Origin of the sequence: Micromonospora sp. PLK6-60, assembly GCF_019890675.1 — a bacterium.
GTDB lineage: Bacteria > Actinomycetota > Actinomycetes > Mycobacteriales > Micromonosporaceae > Micromonospora.
In genome coordinates this window covers 229,727-247,899 of sequence record NZ_JAIOAA010000001.1, presented here as the reverse complement: position 1 = coordinate 247,899, position 18,173 = coordinate 229,727, and the positions used below count along the sequence as shown (strand labels likewise).

Here is an 18,173-nt window from a genome sequence, read left to right as displayed (position 1 = left end):
CGGTGGGACCGGGAGTCGGTGGCGACGACCGGTCGGACCAGGGTCAATGGCGAGGACCGGTGGCCGCCCGGTCCGGTGTCGTCGGCCCGCCCGCCGCCCGGCGCAGGCCGAGCAGCAGGGCCAGCAGGACCGGCGTGACCAGGAAGGCGGCCCCGAGCCCGACGGAGCGGCCGAGCGCGGCCAGCGCGGCGGGGGCGACGAGGATCGCCGTGCCGGAGGCCAGCGCCCCGAGCGAGGCCGCCACCGGCGCGGACAACCCGGGGGTGGCCATCAGCCCGGCCAGCGTCAGCGGATAGAGCACCGCCACCCCGAGGCCGGCCAGGACCAGCCCGAGCACGGCCCAACCAGGCCGCGCCGCGGCGGCGACCGTCACGGCCCCCAGCGCGGTGACGGCCGCGCCGGCAGCGATCAGCGGGCCGGAACGCGCCCCACGGGAGGCGGCGAGCCGGCCGAGGGCCATCCCCGCCGGGAACGAGGTGGCCAACGCCACGGCCGTCGCGACGGCGAGGCCGGTCTGCTGCAACCGTGCCACGGCCCACACCGAGAAACAGAACTCGACCGACACGGCGAGCACCACCTGGCTCCACCGCCGGACGACGTCCCCGCGCCGGGCGGTCCCGGCCACCCGGACGTACGGTCCGGCCGGGCGTCCCGGTGGCGGGACCTCGCGCGCGGCGGGTTGGTGCGGCTCGGCGGGGCCTTCCCCGGGCGGAACCCCGGGCCCCGCCGCCGGGCGGGCCCGCGCGGCTGGTGGTCCGGCTGCTCCGCGCCGCCGACCCCTGGCGCCGGCCCGACGGCCCCGGGCTGGACGGGTGCCGTGGTGCCGCGGCGTGACGGCGAGCAGCAGGGCGGCCAGCGGGGTCAGCGCCAGCAGGGCCAGCCGTCCGTCCCCGCCACCGTGGTCGGCCACGGCCAGCGCCAGTGGGGCGGTCAGCGCGGCGGTGCTGGCCACGGCGCTCACCAGGCTCAGCCGGCGGCCGGCGTCCGGACCGCTGAGCAGTGCCGGGGTGGCCAGCACCAGGGCCGCCGCGCCGAGGCCGAGCAGCACCGACCCGGCGACCGCCATCGGCACGGTCGCGGCCAGCGCCAGCAGCACCGCGCCGGTGCCGAGCGCGCCGCCGCCCAGCCACAGGCAGTGGCGGTGCCCGTCGCGCAACAGCCAGGGACCCGCCACGGCGACCGCGACGAGACCGGCCCCGAAGGTGGACGGCAGCCAGGCCAGGTCCTCCGGTGCCGCGCCCACGTCCCGCGCCAGCAGCACCAGCACCGCCCCGAGGCTCGTCACGCTGAAGCCCACCGCCGCCTGCGCCGCGCCGGCCAGCCACAACAGCCGGCCCGGCCGGGGGCGGCTCACCGCACCAGCCGGAAGAAGGCCCGCAGGTCCGCCACCAGCAGGTCGGGTGCCTCGAGCGCCGGGAAGTGACCGCCCCGCGCGTGCTCGGCCCAGTACCGGATGTCCGGGTACCGGCGGGCGGCCCACCGCCGCGACGGCCGGGGCAGCTCGGCGGGGAATATCGAGGCGCCCACCGGCACCGGGACCGGGTCGGCGTCAACGCCACTGATCCAGCCGGCGACCTGCTCGATGCTCTCCGCGTACAGCCGCGCCGAGGAGGCCGCGGTGCCGGTCAGCCAGTACAGCGTCACCTGGTCCAGGACCTGGTCGGTGGTGAGCCCGCCGGCCGGGTCGGCCCAGCCGAGCAGCTTCTCGCCCAGCCAGGCGCAGAGCCCGGCGGGGGAGTCGAGCAGCGCGTACCCGAGGGTCTGCGGGGCGGTGCGGTGCAGCTCCGAGTACGCCGACGACGACCGGGCCCGCTCCCGCAGCTCCACCGCCGCCCGCCGTTCCGCCGGGGTGAGGTCATCGGCCGGGTCCGGACCGGCCAGCGGGGGTACGAGGTGGACCCCGGCGACGTGCCCGGCGTCCACCGCCCCCAGCACGCTGGAGACGCTGGTGCCCCAGTCGCTGCCCGCCGCCCCGTAGCGGGAGTAGCCGAGGGCGGCCATCAACCGGGCCCACGCGCCGGCGACGCGGTCGACGCCCCAGCCGGGTTCGGCCGGCTTGCCGCTGAAGCCGTAGCCGGGCAGGGCGGGGAGCACCACGTGGAAGGCGTCCTCGGGCGTGCCACCGTGGGCCACCGGGTCGGTCAGCGGCCCCACCAGGTCGACCAGCTCCAGCACGGAGCCGGGCCAGCCGTGGGTGAGGACCAGTGGCAACGCCCCCGGGTGCGGGGAGCGGGCGTGCAGCACGTGCACCGCCAGCCCGTCGATCGTGACGAGGTACTGCGGTACGGCGTTCAGCCGCGCCTCGGCGGCCCGCCAGTCGTACTGCTCGGCCCAGTACCGGCACAGCTCGCGCACCACCGGCAGCGGGATTCCCTGCCGCCAGCCCGGCGCGGGCGCCGCCTCGGGCCAGCGGGTCCGGGCCAACCGGCCCCGCAGCTCGATCAGGTCGGCCTCCGGCACCCGCACCCAGTGGGGTCGGATGTCGATCGGCACCGCGATCTCCTCAGCCACCGGACAGCAGGTGCGCCAGCTCGGTCAGGTCGCGCAGCCGCAGGTCGCCGTCGAGCCCGCGCAGCGCGGCGGTGCGCGCACCGGCCGCCCGCCCGGCGGCCAACCCGGCCGTCGAGTCCTCCACCACCAGGCAGCGGGTCGCCGGGACGCCCAGCCGGGCGGCGGCGGCCAGGTACGGCTCCGGGTCGGGCTTGCCGGTCGCGACGTCGTCGGCCGTCACCAGCAGCGGGGGGTCGATGCCCGCGGCGGCCAGACGCACCTTGGCCAGCCGGGTGTCGGCGCTGGTCACCACCGCCCAGGGCAGGCCCCGCCGGGCCAGGACGGCGAGCAGGTCGCCCGCCCCGGGCAGCGCGGTCACGTCGGTCAGGTCGTCGTACTGCAACGCCAGCTGCCGGGCGGCGGCCACCGCCACGGCCGCCTCGTCGAGGTCCGGGCGCAGCCGACGCACCGTGGTCGGCGCCGGAGCGCCGTGCGCGACGGCCAGCGCGGCGGCCGGGTCGACGTCGTGCTCGCCGGCCCAGGTCGTCCAGGCCCGTTCGACGGCGGCGTCGGAGTCGACGAGGGTGCCGTCCATGTCCAGCAGCAGGGCCGCCACGCCGCTCAGGTCCATCGTCACCACCCCGTCGGTTGTCCCTCGCGCCACGAGGATAGAAGGCGGTGGCGCTCAGAGCACCTGGGACAGGAACTGACGCAGCCGTGGGTGTTCCGGCCGTTCGAAGACGGCGGCCGGCTCACCGGCCTCCAGCACCACGCCCCGGTCCATGAACGCGACCGTGTCGGCGACCTCCCGGGCGAAACCCATCTCGTGGGTCACCACCACCATCGTCATCCCGGCGGCGGACAGGTCGGCCATCACCCCGAGTACGCCCTTGACCAACTCCGGGTCCAGCGCGGAGGTGGCCTCGTCGAAGAGCATCACCTCGGGGCGCAGCGCCAGCGCGCGGGCGATCGCCACCCGTTGCTGCTGCCCACCGGAGAGGTGGCCGGGGCGGGAGTCCGCCTTGGCGGCCAGCCCGACCAGCTCCAACTGCTCCCGGGCCACCCGCACCGCCTCCTCCTCGCCCAGCTTCTTCAGCTTCCGCAGGGCGAGCGTGATGTTGCCCAGCACGGTCATGTGCGGAAAGAGGTTGAACTGCTGGAACACCATGCCGATGCGCTGGCGCAGCGCGTCCGGGTCGTCGCCCAGCACGCTGCGCCCGTCCAGCAGCACGTCGCCGGCGTCCGGCTCGATCAGCCGGTTGACGGTCCGCAGCAGGGTGGACTTCCCGGAGCCCGACGGCCCGATCACGCAGGCCGTGCCGCCCCGGGCGACGTCGAGGCTGGCGCCGCGCAGCACCTTGTTGGCGCCGAAGGCCAGGTGCACGTCCCGGACGGCGAGGCTGACCGACGTGGTGGTGGCGGTGGTGGCGGTGGTCATCACGGCTCCTTGCGGGTCGGGGCGGCGGGCGGCAGCGCGGTGGAGCCGGCCACGGCCAGCCCACCGTCGTCCTCCTCCGCGACGGTGACCGCGCGGCCCTGCCGCAGCCGCCGGTCGATCGCGTTGACCGCGTGGGTCAGCGGCACGGTCAGCGCCAGGTAACAGAGGCCGGCCAGCAGCAGCGCCGACTGGTTGCCGGTGTTGGCCGCGTAGTCCTGGCCGATCCGGAACAGCTCCCGCTGGCTGGCCAGCAGGCCGAGGAAGTAGACCAGACTGGAGTCCTTGATCAGCGCGATCAGCTGGTTGACCCAGGCCGGCAGCACCCGGCGCACCCCCTGCGGGACGATGACCAGGCGCATCGCCTCGCCCCAGGAGAAGCCGAGCGCCCGCGCCCCCTCCAGTTGCGCCGCCTCGACGCTCTGGATGCCGGCGCGGAAGATCTCCCCGATGTACGCCGCCGCGATCAGCGACAGCGCCAGGATGCCCAGCGGGTACGGGTTCGGCCCCCACACCTGCATCCCGAACGGCGCCAGGCCGACCCCGATCAGCAGGATGGTCGCCGCCGCCGGCAGGCCGCGGAACACGTCCGTGTAGACCCGCGCCGGCCACCGCAACCACCGGGTACGAGAGATGCCGGCCACCGCCAGCAGCAGCCCCAGCACCGAACCGAGCAGGGCGGCGGAGAGCGCCAGGATCAGCGTGTTCGGCAACCCGACCGTCAGCATCTCGGGCAGCGCCTCGCGCATGGAGTCCCAGTCGAAGAAGGTCTCCCACAGGGTGCTCAACGGATCCATCGTGTTCTCCTACCGCCCCGCTCGTGTCGTCCGTACCTCAGGAAGCGGCCGACGGCGACGGCGCCGCCACCGTCCCGCTGCCCGGCGTGAAGTCGGCCGGGATCGGCCGGCCCGGGTAGTACTGCTGCTGGAGCCTGGTCCAGGTGCCGTCGGCGATCACCTGGTCCAGGCCCTTGTTCAGCGCCTCGCGCAGCTTGTCGTTGCCCTTGGCCACCGCGTACGCGGTCGGGGCGGGGCTGAGCTCCTTCGCCGCCACCTTGATCTTGCCGCCGCTGTCCGCGGCGGACTTCTCACCGATCTCGGCCGGGGCGATCCAGGCGTCCGCGGTGCCCGCCTTGAGCTGGTTGAGCGCGCCGTTGTAGTCGGGCACCCGCACCGGGTTCAAGCCCTTGCCGGTGGCGTAGTCGTCCTGCACGGTGCCCTGCACCACGACCACCCGCTTGCCGGCGAGCTGGTCGAAGCCGGTCAGGGTCGAGCCGGCCGGCACGTCCAGCCCGAAGTAGCCGAAGTCGTAGCCGTTGCCGAAGTCGACGGTCTTCTTCCGCGCCTCGGTGATGGTGATCGACGAGCTGCCCACGTCGAACTTGCGGTTGTTGACCTGGGACAGCAGCGCGGAGAAGTCGGTGCCGACGAACTCCACCTTGAGGCCGACCTTTCCGGCCACGGCGGTGAGCAGGTCGTTGTCGAAGCCGGTGAACTTGCCGTCCTTGAGGTACACGTTCGGCGGCGCGTCGGTGAGCGTGCCGGCCCGCAGCACGCCCGGCTGGAGCAGACCGTACGGGTTGTCGGCGGAAGCGGCGGAGTCGTCACCGCCGCAGGCGGTCAGCGCGGTGGCGGCGAGCACGGCGGCGGCGCCGAGGGCGGCCACCTTGGACAGGGCAGGAAGGAATCGCACGGGTGTCTCCGATGGATGATCGGGCGGCGCACGGACGCACGCCACCGACGGTGCGCCCGACGAGGGCGCACCGCTGCGAGCGGTACGAGGAAGGGGAGGGTTCGACTAGCGTGCGGCGCGGCGACGACAGACGTCGCCGCACACCCGCATCAGGTCGATGTGCCGCCGCTTGACCGGCGTGAAATCAGCCGGGCGCGGTGCGGCCACGCCGCGGGACGGCGGGAAAGCAAAGCTGGACATGGTTCTCCCGTGGTCGCTGTGCTGACCTGGGAACCAGGCCACGCTTGCACCGGCGTGCCGCCGATGCCTGGTCCTCACCCGGAGCACCCCACCGTGGAGGAGGGTTGCCGGCCAGCGAGCCGGGGCTTGGCGCTGGCGCTCATGACCTGCCCAGAAATCTAGGAGCTTTCCCGGTGATCGTCCAGTCGTTATGACCACCCTCACCCATCGGGCCTTACCCGACCCGGGCCGGGCCCGGGTCAGACCGCCGTCACCGGATGCCGGACGACGCCGTCGAAGAGGTAACCCAGCGCGTTGGGCGCGGCCCGGTCCGGCTGGCCGGCGCCCGTGACGTCGGTGGCCCGGGCCCGCAGGTGGTGCCGACCCGGCGCCGGTGGCCGCCACACCGCCGTCCACCGCTGCCACGGCCCGCCGGCGTCGGCGGCGACCAGGTCGGCGGGGCGCCAGCCGTCGCCGGTGTCGACCCGCACCTCGCGGATCGGGCCGTTGCCCGACCACGACCGGCCGTGCAGCAGCACCTCGGCGCCGACCGGGACGCGGGCGTCCCACGGCAGCGCGAAGGCGCTCTTCACCGACTGGGCGGTGAGCGGGTCCCCGGCGGCGGCGTGGCCCGGCCCGAACATCCGGTAGAACCGGGTGTTCCAGGGGGAGAAGAGCGGGGCGGCGGAGACCTCCACCGGGCCGACCCACTTGATCGAGGAGATGCCGATCCAGCCGGGCACCACCAGCCGCACCGGGAAGCCGTGGTCGGCCGGCAGCGGCTCGTCGTTCATCGCGTACGCCAGCAGCACGTCGTCGAGGGCCTTGCGCAGCGGCAGCGGGCGGCGGACCCGGCCCAGGTTCACCCCGCCGGTGACGTACTCGGGGTCGAGGCCCTCCGGCTGCACGTCGACGGCGGCGTCGGTCAGCCCGGCCCGCCGCAGCACGGTCGACAGGCGTACGCCGGTCCAGTGGGCCACCCCGACGCCGCCGAGGCCCCAGGCCACCCCCGGCGCCGGCGTGCCCTGCTGGGAGTCGAAGAACCGGCGGCCGTTGCCGGCGCACTCGACCAGCGCGGTGATCCGCTCGGCGGGCAGCCGCCGCAGGTCGGCCACGCCGAACTCGACCGGCCGGTCCCGGCCGGGCCGGCCGCGCAGCCCGCTGCCGAACAGGCTCAGCCGCCAGTCGTCCGGGTCGATGCGGGGCGTGCGGGTGTGGTTGCGGACGAAGAACCGGTCGGTGGGGACCACGTACCCCTGGCCGGCCATCGCCGCCCAGCGCATCTCCGCGTTGGTGTCCAGCCGGTCGAACAGCGCCTCGGGCAGCGGCTTGACGATCGGCGCCGGGCCCGGGTCGACGCCGACCGGGTCCGCGGTGACGGCGACCGGCTCGCGCTCCCGGGCGGCGGCGGCCAGCGCGCCCATCGCGGCGCCGAGTTCCAGCAGCGCCTGCCGGGGCACACCCCGGCCGTCGGCCCGGCCGGCGAGCCACTGCCGGGCCCGCCGGTCGTCGTGCCGGGCCTCCTCCCACGACGGCGTACGGGACACCCGGCCCTCCCTGCGGTTCGGCGACGCTGCCATCGCCTATTCAACCAGTGGGAGTTGCCGGGTCGGGCGGGGCGTCCCCGCCGCAGCTCAGCTCGCGCCGATCAGCGTCACCACCCCGGCGGCGACCAGCACCCCGGCCCACAGCCGGTCGACGTTGAACCAGGCCCGGCGCAGCACCCCCACGCCGAGCACCTCGTACACCACCAGGGCGAGCACCGTGGCGACGGCGAGCATGGCGACGGTGTGCACCCCGGCCGCCGCCAACCCGGGCAGGGCGCCGGCCGGGGCGGCGGCCAGGTGCCCGGCGTGCGGCCCGCCCGCCGGGGCCGGCCCGGCCAGCAGCACCGGCAGCAGCATCAGGCCCGCGCCGTGCGCCGAGGACATCAGGAACGACCAGGCGACCAGCTGCCCGGCCGACAGCCGCATCCCGGCCCAGCGGAAGTGCCGTTCGGAGAGCAGCCGCCACAGCCCGTACCCGACCAGCAGCACCCCACCGGCCACCGCGAGGGCCCGGCTGGCGGTGACCGACCGGGTGGCGGTGACCAGCGCCGCGACCACCGCCACCGAGGCGAGGTGCCCGACGGCGATCGGCGGCAGGGCCGCCAGCAGCGCCGCCCGGCGGCGCTCCTGCAACCCCCGGGCGGTGGCCAGCAGCCAGCCCATCGCCGGGTTCAGGCCGTGGAACGCGCCGAGCCCGGCCAGCGTCGCCAGGGTCGCCCCGGTCACGGGAAGCAGTACGAGTCGGAGCTGGCGTCGCCACCCTGCAACCGGGTCTGGTGCACCCGCAACCCGCGGAACTGCTCGCCCCGGGGGAAGAACCGCGGGTCCGGGGTGAGCCCGCCGCGCTCCGGGTCGACGTCGAGCTTGGCCAGCCAGGCACCCACCCCGTCGGGATAGAACTGGTCGTCCCAGGAGCCGTAGAGGGAGTTGCTGACGTACACCCGGCGGCCGTCCCGGCTGATCTCCACCATCTGCGGGCCGCCGGCCAGCGGCTCGTCCGGCGCGGCCGGGTGGGCGGTGCGCGCGACGATGCCGCCGAGGCGCACCGAGCCGACGAGCACCGGGTGGAACGGGTCGCTCACGTCGTACTGGCGCAGCTCGCCGGTGCCCCAGCAGGAGACGTAGAGGAACCGGTCGTCCACCGACAGGTCGATGTCGGTGACCAGCGGCGGCACCGCGCCGAACGGCTTGAGCAGGTCCGGCAGGTCCGCCGGGTCGGCCGGCTCGGCCGGGATGTCGATCACCCGGGTCACCGCCCAGGGGGCGTCCGGGCCGTCGCCGTCGCGGTGCCACAGCCACACCGACGCCGACAGGTCCTCGACGCTGATCACCACGCCGACGAAGCCGTACGACTTCGTCGGGTCGTGCGCCGGGCGCAGCTCCAGCGGCATCTGGTACTGGTCGCCGAGGTCGACCCGCTGCACGTGCCGCCGCTTCGCCAGGTCCCAGAAGTGGATCGCGTGACCGTAGCGCCGGCCGAGCAGCAGCTCGCCGACGATGCCGTCCTCGATCATGGCGGGGGTGCCCCACTCGCTGGTGACCAGCACGTCCTGGGTGAGGTGCCACCAGGCGTCGTACGCGAGGAACTGCGGACCCCGGTCCGCCTCCCAGGCGCCGCGGACCTCGAACGTGGTGTGGTCCAGGATGGCGATCCCGCCGGGGCCCTCCTGCCCGTCGGCGCCGCCCAGCGCGGTGAGATAGATCCCGTCCGGCCCGCAGTGCACGGTGTGCGGGCGCGAGTAGCCGGCCCCCTTCGCCAGCTCCTCCGGCCCGAGCACCTTGACCACCCGCGGGGCGCGCGGGTCCGGCCGGGTGTCGATGACGTGGATGCGGGACGACCGCAGCCCCGGCACGATCAGGTAGCGCCGCTCCACGTGCGGGTGCGGGGCGGTCGGGCAGAGCGCGCTGCTGCACGCGTTCCAGCCGAAGTGGTGCAGCTCGTCGCCGGGGTACGGCAGCTCGGTCCAGCCGACGACCTGGCCGTAGTCGGGGGAGTCGGGGTCGGTGTCCAGCACGGCGATGGCGTCGGGGCGCTGGGCGGTGCGGTCGAAGGCGGCCACGTAGGCCAGCTTCTCGGCCGGCGCGGCGCCGGCCTCGCGGGGTGAGGGATAGAAGGTCGGGTCGGGGGTCCAACGGGTCATCGGGGGCTCCGGTGGTCAGGCGGCGGGTACGCCGAGGCGGTCGAGCAGCCGGCGGCGCAGGGCGGCGAAGTCGGGGGAGCGGGGGAGCGAGGGACGGCGATGCGCTTGCGCGCACCCGGCGCAGCAGCGCCCGCATCCGCAGCCGGGTCAGCGGGTCGAGGGCGCCCGCGGTCCGCGTCGCCATGTCACCATCCTCCTCTTCGGCCTCCGCAGGGCAACGTCGGATATCAGTCCGAGTGCCCGCGTGTAGGCGCCATGGCTGACGGATATGGACGTTCCCGGAATCTGTCATAGGGCAGTGCGAGGCTGTTCGATGTGCAGCTTCGGTACCAGTTCCGCGTCTATCCGACGCCCGGCCAGCAGGAGGCGCTGGCGAAGGCGTTCGGGTGCGCGCGGGTGGTGTTCAACGACGGGCTCAGGCTGCGCCAGCGGGCCCGTGAGGCGGGCGGGAAGTACGTCTCGGACGCTGAGCTGTCCAAGCGGGTCATCACGCAGGCCAAGGCGACCCCGGAGCGAGCGTGGCTGGGCGAGGTGTCGGCCGTGGTCTTGCAGCAGGCCCTCGCGGACCTGAATGCCGCCTACCGCAACTTCTTCGCCTCGATCTCGGGCAAGCGCAGAGGCCGTAAGGCGGCTCCGCCGAGGTTCCGGTCGCGCAAGGACAACCGGCAGGCCATCCGGTTTACCAAGAACTCCCGGTTCAAAGTCCTCGACAACGGCCGCCTGCGCCTGCCGAAGATCGGTGATCTCGCGGTCCGCTGGTCCCGGAGGCTGCCGTCGGACCCGTCGTCCGTGACGATCATCCGGGACGCGGCGGGGCGGTACTTCGCCTCGTTCGTCGTGCAGACCACGGACGGGCCGTTGCCGCCGGCCGCGTCCGAGGTGGGTATCGATCTGGGCCTGACGCATTTCGCGGTGCTCTCCGATGGCACGAAGGTGGCCGCGCCGAAGTTCCTGCGCCGCGCGGCCCGCACGCTTCGCCGATTGCAGCAGGCACTCTCCCGCAAGCAGAAGGGCTCGGCCAACCGCAAGAAGGCCGTCGTGAAGGTCGCCATGGCGCACGCCCGGGTGGCCGACACCCGGCGAGACTGGCAGCACAAGCTCTCGACACGGATCATCCGCGACAACCAAGCGGTGTACGTCGAGGACCTGTGCGTGGCCGGTCTTGGCCGGACCCGGCTCGCCAGGTCCGTGCACGACGCGGGTTGGGCCAGCTTCACCGACATGTTGGAGTACAAGGCGGCACGTTACGGGCGCACGTTCGCCCGGGTGGACAGGTTCTTCCCGTCCACCCGGATGTGCTCGCGGTGTGGCCGCATCAACGACAAGATGGCCCTGAAGGTCCGAGCGTGGGAGTGCTCCTGCGGGGCAGCCCACGACCGGGACGTCAACGCCGCCATCAATGTGTTGGCCGCTGGACAGGCGGACAACTCAAACGACCGTGGAGCGCAGGTAAGACCGGGACTCGTCCCGGCACCGCGCGGCGAAGCGGTAACCCACCCGGACGTCGCGCGGCCCACGCGCAGCGTGGAGGGAATCCTCGTCCTTTAGGACGAGGAGGATGTCAAGGCGACTTCCTCGACAAGGACGCCCGGTACGCCCGCACCGACGAATTCCTGCACGTGGTGCGCGCCCTGTGGCACGGCGAGACGGTCGACCACGAAGGCGCGCACCTGCGGGTCGAGGGGGCCCGGCTGAGCCGGCTGCCCGACCCGGTCCCGCCGGTCTACTTCGGCGGCTCGTCGGCCGCCGCGCTGCCGGTCGCGGTGCGGCACAGCGACGTCTACCTGACCTGGGGGGAACCGCCCGCGCAGGTGGCCGGCAAGCTGGCCGCCGTCCGGTCGCTGGCCGCGGCGGCCGGCAGGTCAAAGCCGCCGGGTTTGCGGCGGGCCGGCCGGGTCAGGGCCGCCGGATTCGTGGGGCGGCCGGCCGGGTCAGGGCAGCCGGGCGAAGAAGTCGGCCATCGCCCGGGTGTGGGTGGAGAAGGCCAGCTCCACCGGCGCGGTGAGCACCAGCCACTCGGTGGCCTCCTCGGTCGGCGCCGACGGCGGCAGCCCCGCCGCCGGCCGCTCCGGCAACTCACCGAAGATCATCATGGTGCCGCCGGCCGGCGCCCCGTGCACCGCGAACAGTCGGGCGTCGGCGGCGTCCGCGCGTAGGCCGGTCTCCTCCCGCAGCTCCCGGACCAGCGCGTCGGACCACTCCTCGCCGTACTCGATGAAGCCGCCGGGCAGCGCGAGCTGGCCGCGCGCCGGCTCGATGTCCCGGCGGACCACCACCAGGCCGGGGCCGGCGTCGGTGCGTACCGGCAGCAGCGCCACCGCGACCGGCAGCGGATTTCGCCAGACCGTCTCCCCGCAGGCCACGCAGACCCGCGGCCAGGCCGCCCCCGCCGGGTAGGCGACGCCGCAGAAGGAGCAGTGGGAGTACGCAACGCCGGCCATGACGCGCCAGGCTACCTGGTCGCGGGCTCGTCCCGGCGTCGGCGCAGCCCCGCGACGAGGAGCTGGACCAGGCGGCGCGGATCATAGCGGGCGTCGTCGCGCGCCCCGATGCAGAGATTGCCGACGCCGCGCAGCAGTTGGTAGGCGTCGGTGTCGGCCCGGATCTCACCGGCCGCGACCGCGGCGTCGAGCAACCCGGCACACACCGGGACGAGGCGGTCGACGAAGTAGCCGTGCAGCGCCTCGAAGGCGGGGTCGTCGGACCGCAACGCCTCGGCCAGGCCGTGCTTGGTGACCAGGAAGTCGACGAACTGGTCGAGCCAGCGCGCCAGGGCGGTGTGCGGGCTGCCGACGGCCGCCAGCAGGGCGGGGCCGGCCTCGGCGCAGGCTTCGACCTGGTGCCGGTAGACGGCGACGATCAGGTCGGCGCGGGTGGGGAAGTGGCGGTAGATGGTGCCGACGCCGACGCCGGCCCGGGCGGCGATGTCGCGGACCGGCACGTCGACGCCGGCGGCGACGAAGGCCGCGGCGGCCGCGTCCAGCAGGTTCTGCTCGTTGCGTCGGGCGTCGGCCCGTTTCCGCGGGGCGGGTGAGCCCGACCCGGTGTCGATCTGCGGCACTGCTCGGCGACCTCCGTCACTCGGCTTGGCAAGCGGAACAATGTTCCGTATGTTGGTAACGGAACGGCGATCCGCTTTCAGGATGCCAGATCACCCGCGGCGACACCACGCCGCAGGGCTCCCACCCCGCTCGAAGGAGCAGTCATGCGATACCGCACCCTGGGCCGCACCGGCGTCCAGGCCAGCACCCTGGCGCTCGGCGCGATGAACTTCGGCCGGCTGGGGCGTACCGGCCAGGACGACGTCACCGCCATCGTCGACGCGGCCCTCGACGCCGGGATCAACCTGGTCGACACCGCCGACGTCTACAGCGGCGGCGAATCCGAGGAACTGGTCGGCCGGGCCGTCGCCGGCCGCCGCGACGACGTCGTGCTGGCCACCAAGGCGAGCCTGCCGATGGGCGACGAGCCCCACCGTCGAGGCGCCTCGCGTCGCTGGCTGACCACCGCCCTGGACGGCAGCCTGCGCCGGCTGGGCGTCGACCACATCGACCTGTACCAGATCCACCGGTGGGACCCGGGCACCGACGACGAGGAGACGCTGTCCGCGCTCACCGACCTGCAACGCGCGGGCAAGATCCGCTACTTCGGCTCCTCGACCTACCCGGCCTACCGGATCGTGCAGGCGCAGTGGGCCGCCCGGGAGCACCACCTGGGCCGCTACGTCACCGAACAGCCGAACTACTCGATCCTGCAGCGCGGGATCGAGGCCCACGTGCTGCCGGTGACCCAGCAGTACGGGCTGGGCGTGCTGGCCTGGAGCCCGCTGGCCTCCGGCTGGCTGTCCGGCGCGATCCGGGCGGGCCGGGAGGTCACCACCAGCCGCTCGGCGTTCCTGCCGCAGCGCTTCGACACCAAGGTCCCCGCCAACCGGGCCAAACTCGACGCCGTCGAGAAGCTGGCGACGCTCGCCGACGAGGCCGGCCTGACGATGATCCAGCTCGCGCTCGGGTTCGTCACCGCCCACCCCGCCGTCACCAGCGCGATCATCGGCCCCCGGACCCTGGACCATCTGCGCTCGCAGCTCGCCGCCGCGGACACCGTGCTGCCCGCCGACGTGCTCGACGCGATCGACGGGATCGTCGCCCCCGGCGTCGACCTCGCCGCGCACGAGAAGAACGACGCACCGCCCGCCCTGCTCGACGCATCGCTCCGCCGCCGCTGACCACCCGGTCCGCCCGCCCGCGGCGGCTCCGGCGGCATGGTCCCGGGGTCGGCTCGGTGGCGTGGTCCCGGGGCCGGCTAGGTGGCGTGGTCCCGGGGGACGAGCCGGGTCGGGCGTGGTCCGATCCGGCGGCGTGACCCCGGGGTGAGCCGGGTCGAGCGCGGTCCGGACGGGTGGCCCCGGGGTGAGCCGGGTCGAGCGCGGTCCGGACCGGTGGCCCCGGGGTGAGCCGAGTCGGGCGAGGGCCGGCCCGGCGGCGTGGTCCCGGGGGCGAGCCGGGGTCGGGCGCGGGCCGGGCCGGGCGTGGTCCCGGGGCCAGCAGGGTCGGGCGCGGGCCGGTCCGGCGACGACCACCGGCCGCGCGCCCTTTGCTCTGCTTCCCTCCCGGCAACAGGCACGCACCGTAGCCGCCGGGGTGGTCGCCCCGGGTGCGCGCCCGGCGGATCGCCCCTGTTCAGGGCGGTGTTGCGTCCGCGGAAGCAGAGCAAAGCCTCGCGCGAGGAGACGGCCGGTCGGGACGGCGGTGACGCGCCGTGAGCCGCGTGGGCACGCCGCACCGTCGGCGTGCCCACGCCGTTCACTCCACCGGCTGCCCGGTGTACGCGGCAGTGGTGCGGGCCCCGGCCGCGCGCGCCTGCGCCTCGTCGGTGCCGGCGGCGATGTCCGCCTCGACCCACTGCTCGCTGCAGCGGGTGATGAACTGCCGGGCCTCCTCGGTCGCCATCCACTCGGCGGCCTGCTCCGGCGTGATGCCGGAGCCCTTGAAGTGGTTGCCGAGGCCGAACAGGCCCATCTCCCAGCCGATGCCCACCGCGCCGGGGCCGAACTGCGCCCACCGCTCCTCGTCCACGTGGGCGACGTGCTCCAGCTCGAACCGGGTACGCCCGTCGTCGACCGGGTGCAGCCGCACCTCGATCCAGCTGACGTCGTCACCCATCTCCCAGGTGGCGGCGAAGCTCTTCGGCGGGTCGCACCGCTCGACGACCCCACCGGCGTTGCCCTCGAACTGGTACCGCCCGCCCAGCCGCAGGTCACCGGAGATCGGCAGGAACCAGCGGGGGATGCGTTCGGCGTTGGTGCAGGCGTCCCACATGTCGTCGAGCGTCGCGTCGTACACGCGGCTGATGGTCAGCACCCGGGCCTCGCCGGCCGGCAGCGTACGGCGGCCCAGGGCGCGCCGGACGGCGCTGATCTCGTGCGTCACGTCGGTCATGGTGTTCTCCTGTCGTCGGTGGAGTCGTCGGTCGGGGGCCGGCCGCGCCGCTCGCGGCGGCCCCGGGCCAGCTCGGTGGCCAGGGCGTCCAGCGCCGGGCTCCAGAACCGGCGGAAGCCGTCCAGCCAGCGGTCGACCTCCCGCAGCGGGGTGGGGTCGACCGCGTACAGCCGGCGGGTGCCCTGCGGCCGGACGGTGGTGAAACCGTTGTCCCGCAGCACCCGCAGGTGTTGCGAGACGGCGGGCTGGGTGATGCCGAACTCGGCGCCGACGGCGGCGCAGATCTCTCCGGCGGTCAGCTCGCCGGGGGCGAGCAGCTCCAGGATCCGCCGGCGCACCGGGTCGCCGAGTACGTCGAAGGCGTGCACCCCACGGTTATATCAGGCACAGCTTATATAATCGAGCACTCAGCGTCGGCGGCGTGCCGCCCGGCGCAGCTCGTCGGCGCCCCACACGATCGGTGGGAAGACCAGCAGCAGCGCCAGCATCGCCGGCTCCGGCGGCCGGGTGCCGAAGACCTCCCCCAGCGGCGGCAGCCCGACGATCAGCGCGGCGAACGCCAGCTCGAAGGCGATGCCCCAGAGCAGCAGCCGGTTGCTGAACACCCCGATCCGGCGCAGCGACGCGTGCTCGGTGCGGGCGGCGAACGCGGTGCCGATCTGGCAGGCCACGATCCCCAGGAATGTCATCGTGGTGGCCTCCCGGTACGCGTCGTGCAGCGGGCTGCCCGGGCCGGTCGGCGCGCCGGGCGTCCAGCCGGCGCGCAGCAGGACGGCGAAGAAGCCCGCCATCACCAGCACCGCCGAGATCAGCCCGAGGAAGCCCCAGGCCCGGGCCAGCATCGGCCCGTTGACCACCTTGTCGCTGCGCCGCCGCGGCGGCCGGTCCATCAGCCCCGGCTCGGCCGGCTCCCGGCCCAGCGCGAGCGCCGGCAACGTCTCGGTGCCCAGGTCGATGGCGAGGATCTGCATCACGGTCAGCGGCAGCGGCACCGCCCCGGCGGAGAGCGCGAAGATCAGGAACGGCACCACCTCCGGGGTGGCGTGGGCGAAGATGTAGAGGATGAACTTGCGGACGTTGTCGTAGACCCGCCGGCCGGCGGCGACCGCCGCGACGATGGTGGCGAAGTTGTCGTCGGTGAGGATCATGGTGCCGGCCTCGCGGGTCACGTCGGTGCCGCTGCGGCCCATCGCCACCCCGATGTCCGCCCGGCGCAGCGCGGGGGCGTCGTTCACCCCGTCCCCGGTCATCGCCACCACCTCGTGGTTGGCCCGCAACGCCTCGGCGATGTGCAGCTTCGCCTCCGGGGAGACCCGGGCGAAGACCACCTCCCGCCGCTCGCCGAGCAGCCGGGACAGCTCCGCGCCGGACATCGCGTCGAGCCGGTCGCCGGTGACCACGCTGGGCTCGCCCCGGACGATGCCGACCTGCCGGGCGATCGCCGCGGCGGTCAGCCCGTGGTCGCCGGTCACCATGATGATCCGGATGCCGGCGGTGTGGCACCGGGCCACCGCCTCCGGCACCTCCGGCCGCGGCGGGTCGACCATCGCCACGAAACCGAGGAAGGTCAGCTCCCGCTCGGCGTCCGCGCGCCCCGCCGGCGCCGCGACCAACCGGCGGCGGGCCACGCCGAGCACCCGCCGGCCCTGACCCGCCTGCGCGGTCACCGCCGCGTCCAGCTCCCGGCGGTACGCCTCGTCCAGCGGCCGCTCGGCGCCGTCGGCGATGAGCACCCGGTCGCACCGGCGCAGCACCTCCTCGGGCGCCCCCTTGGTGTGCAGCCAGAGCCGCCCGTCGCGCTCGTCGACCGTGGACATCAGCCGCAGCTTCGGGTCGAAGGTGAACTGCGCGCGCCGGCCCGGATGCCCGGTGTCGGTGACGCCCAGGTCGGCGGCGAACCGCAGCGGCGCCACCTCGGTCGGGTCGCCGCCCTCGGGGTCGGCGTTGTTGCACGCCGCCACCGCCTCGGCCAAGGCGTGCAGCGCCGGCTCCGGCCGGGTGCCCGGCCCGGGCGCCGGGTCGTGCAGCGTGTCGGCGGCCCGGACCGCGACCACCCGCATCCGGTTCTCGGTCAGCGTGCCGGTCTTGTCGGTGCAGATCACGTCGGTGGAGCCCAGCGTCTCCACCGCGCTGAGCCGCTTCACCACCGCGCCGGTGCGGGCCAGTTGGCGCACGCCCACGGCCAGGGCGAGGGTGATGGTGGGCAGCAGCCCCTCCGGCACGTTGGCGACCAGCAACCCGATGGCGAAGGCGAAGGCGTCGGAGATCGGCATCCCGGCGGCGAACACCCCGATCGGGAAGAACACCAGGCCGGCGCCGACGGCCACCGCCGCGATCAGCCAGGCCACCCGGCGTACCTGCTTCTCCAGCGGGCTCTCCTCCCGGCCCACCCGCTGGCTCAGCGCGGCGATGCGGCCCAGCTCGGTCCGCATCCCGGTGGCGTGCACCAACGCCCGGGCCCCGCCACCCAGGCAGTTGGTGCCGCTGAAGACGAGGTTGGCCGCCTCGGTGGGCCCGCCGGCCGTGGCCGGCGCGTCGGCGTCCCGGTAGACCGGCTGGGACTCGCCGGTCAGCGCGGACAGGTCGACCTCGACCGACCCCTCGATCAGCCGGGCGTCGGCGGAGATCCGGTCACCCTCGTCGACCGCGAGGACGTCCCCGGGGACCAGGTCCGCGGCCGGCACCTCCTGCCAGCGACCGTCCCGGCGGACCCGGGCGCGCTGCGGCAGGTAACGGGTCAGCGCCTCGACCGCCCGTTCGGCCTGGCGCTCCTGGACCGAGGCGAAGAGCGCGTTCAGCGCGATCACCACCAGGATCGCCAGCGCGAGCGCCGGGGTGCCGGCCACCCAGGCCAGCACGGCGGCCACCCAGAGCAGCAGCGCCAGCGGGTGGATCAGCTGCCGGCCCAGCTCCCGCCACCAGCCGCGGCGGCGCTGCCGGCGCAACTCGTTGCGGCCGTAGGAGGCCAGCCGGCGGCCGGCCTCCGCCGCGCTGAGCCCGTCCGGCCCGGCGTCGAGGTCGCGGAAGAGCCGCTCCAGCGGTACGCGGGGATCAACCCCGCCGCCCGCCGGACCACCCGTCCCGCTGTGCGGGGAGGTGTCCGTCTTTCCGTCCGCGGAGGTGCTCGCGCCGACGCGCGCCGAGTTGCTCGCCTCGCCGTCCGCTGCCTGCCTGTCCGCCACGCACCCAGGCTCGCCCACCCGGATCTGGC

The 18,173-nt window shown here is 74.8% G+C and carries 16 protein-coding genes, 1 pseudogene and 1 riboswitch; of the genes and pseudogenes, 3 read left to right on the top strand and 14 right to left on the bottom strand.

Features of this window, described 5'->3' with window-relative positions:
• Window positions 1–43 precede the first annotated feature (43 nt).
• The 9 genes from K7640_RS00940 to K7640_RS00900 all read right to left on the bottom strand — a co-directional run bounded on the left by K7640_RS00940 (window position 44) and on the right by K7640_RS00900 (window position 9,524).
• Window positions 44–1,354: an MFS transporter gene (locus K7640_RS00940; RefSeq protein WP_222952717.1), complete on the bottom strand. Its 1,311-nt coding sequence runs from the start codon at window positions 1,352–1,354 to the stop codon at window positions 44–46.
• Complete coding sequence (locus tag K7640_RS00935; RefSeq protein ID WP_308042386.1) at window positions 1,351–2,493, bottom strand: epoxide hydrolase; 1,143 nt, start codon at window positions 2,491–2,493, stop codon at window positions 1,351–1,353. The genes K7640_RS00940 and K7640_RS00935 overlap by 4 nt, the downstream gene beginning before the upstream one ends.
• 10 nt (window positions 2,494–2,503) lie before the next feature.
• The gene (locus tag K7640_RS00930) at window positions 2,504–3,121 is read right to left on the bottom strand and encodes an HAD-IA family hydrolase (protein ID WP_222952716.1); all 618 of its coding nucleotides are present in this window, start codon (window positions 3,119–3,121) and stop codon (window positions 2,504–2,506) included.
• Between the two features lie 54 nt (window positions 3,122–3,175).
• Entirely contained in the window at window positions 3,176–3,928 is a 753-nt protein-coding gene (locus tag K7640_RS00925; RefSeq protein WP_222952715.1) for an amino acid ABC transporter ATP-binding protein, read from the bottom strand.
• Window positions 3,928–4,722, bottom strand: a complete 795-nt coding sequence (locus tag K7640_RS00920) for an amino acid ABC transporter permease (protein ID WP_222952714.1) — start codon at window positions 4,720–4,722, stop codon at window positions 3,928–3,930. Before K7640_RS00920 ends, K7640_RS00925 begins: the two co-directional genes overlap by 1 nt.
• A gap of 37 nt (window positions 4,723–4,759) precedes the next feature.
• Window positions 4,760–5,617, bottom strand: a complete 858-nt coding sequence (locus K7640_RS00915; protein ID WP_222952713.1) for an ABC transporter substrate-binding protein — start codon at window positions 5,615–5,617, stop codon at window positions 4,760–4,762.
• Between the two features lie 275 nt (window positions 5,618–5,892).
• Window positions 5,893–6,004, bottom strand: a riboswitch (SAM riboswitch).
• Between the two features lie 92 nt (window positions 6,005–6,096).
• Window positions 6,097–7,383 (bottom strand): sulfite oxidase, encoded by a 1,287-nt coding sequence (locus K7640_RS00910; RefSeq protein ID WP_222952712.1) that lies wholly within the window; start codon window positions 7,381–7,383, stop codon window positions 6,097–6,099.
• 87 nt (window positions 7,384–7,470) lie between these two features.
• Window positions 7,471–8,109: a hypothetical protein gene (locus K7640_RS00905; RefSeq protein WP_222952711.1), complete on the bottom strand. Its 639-nt coding sequence runs from the start codon at window positions 8,107–8,109 to the stop codon at window positions 7,471–7,473.
• Complete coding sequence (locus tag K7640_RS00900) at window positions 8,106–9,524, bottom strand: selenium-binding family protein (RefSeq protein ID WP_222952710.1); 1,419 nt, start codon at window positions 9,522–9,524, stop codon at window positions 8,106–8,108. The genes K7640_RS00905 and K7640_RS00900 overlap by 4 nt, the downstream gene beginning before the upstream one ends.
• Before the next feature lie 315 nt (window positions 9,525–9,839).
• On the opposite strand from K7640_RS00900, the gene K7640_RS00895 reads away from it, so the two are divergent.
• Together K7640_RS00895 and K7640_RS00890 are read left to right on the top strand one after the other, a co-directional pair.
• Entirely contained in the window at window positions 9,840–11,072 is a 1,233-nt protein-coding gene (locus K7640_RS00895) for an RNA-guided endonuclease TnpB family protein (protein WP_222952709.1), read from the top strand.
• A 17-nt stretch (window positions 11,073–11,089) separates the two neighbouring features.
• A pseudogene (locus tag K7640_RS00890) lies at window positions 11,090–11,407 on the top strand (LLM class flavin-dependent oxidoreductase); the annotation flags it as partial.
• 48 nt (window positions 11,408–11,455) lie between these two features.
• Here K7640_RS00890 and K7640_RS00885 read toward each other — a convergent pair.
• Together K7640_RS00885 and K7640_RS00880 are read right to left on the bottom strand one after the other, a co-directional pair.
• The gene (locus K7640_RS00885; RefSeq protein ID WP_222952708.1) at window positions 11,456–11,965 is read right to left on the bottom strand and encodes an NUDIX domain-containing protein; all 510 of its coding nucleotides are present in this window, start codon (window positions 11,963–11,965) and stop codon (window positions 11,456–11,458) included.
• 11 nt (window positions 11,966–11,976) lie between these two features.
• Window positions 11,977–12,576, bottom strand: a complete 600-nt coding sequence (locus K7640_RS00880; RefSeq protein ID WP_222953107.1) for a TetR/AcrR family transcriptional regulator — start codon at window positions 12,574–12,576, stop codon at window positions 11,977–11,979.
• A gap of 153 nt (window positions 12,577–12,729) precedes the next feature.
• Between K7640_RS00880 and K7640_RS00875 the strand changes: the two genes are divergently transcribed.
• On the top strand, window positions 12,730–13,749 hold the full coding sequence (locus K7640_RS00875; RefSeq protein ID WP_222952707.1) for an aldo/keto reductase: 1,020 nt from the start codon (window positions 12,730–12,732) through the stop codon (window positions 13,747–13,749).
• A 577-nt stretch (window positions 13,750–14,326) separates the two neighbouring features.
• Here K7640_RS00875 and K7640_RS00870 read toward each other — a convergent pair.
• The 3 genes from K7640_RS00870 to K7640_RS00860 are packed head-to-tail and all read right to left on the bottom strand — an operon-like array spanning window position 14,327 to window position 18,144.
• On the bottom strand, window positions 14,327–14,962 hold the full coding sequence (locus K7640_RS00870) for an SRPBCC family protein (protein WP_222952706.1): 636 nt from the start codon (window positions 14,960–14,962) through the stop codon (window positions 14,327–14,329).
• Window positions 14,959–15,330, bottom strand: a complete 372-nt coding sequence (locus tag K7640_RS00865) for a helix-turn-helix transcriptional regulator (RefSeq protein ID WP_222952705.1) — start codon at window positions 15,328–15,330, stop codon at window positions 14,959–14,961. The genes K7640_RS00870 and K7640_RS00865 overlap by 4 nt, the downstream gene beginning before the upstream one ends.
• 39 nt (window positions 15,331–15,369) lie before the next feature.
• Entirely contained in the window at window positions 15,370–18,144 is a 2,775-nt protein-coding gene (locus K7640_RS00860) for a cation-transporting P-type ATPase (RefSeq protein ID WP_308042384.1), read from the bottom strand.
• Window positions 18,145–18,173 lie beyond the last annotated feature (29 nt).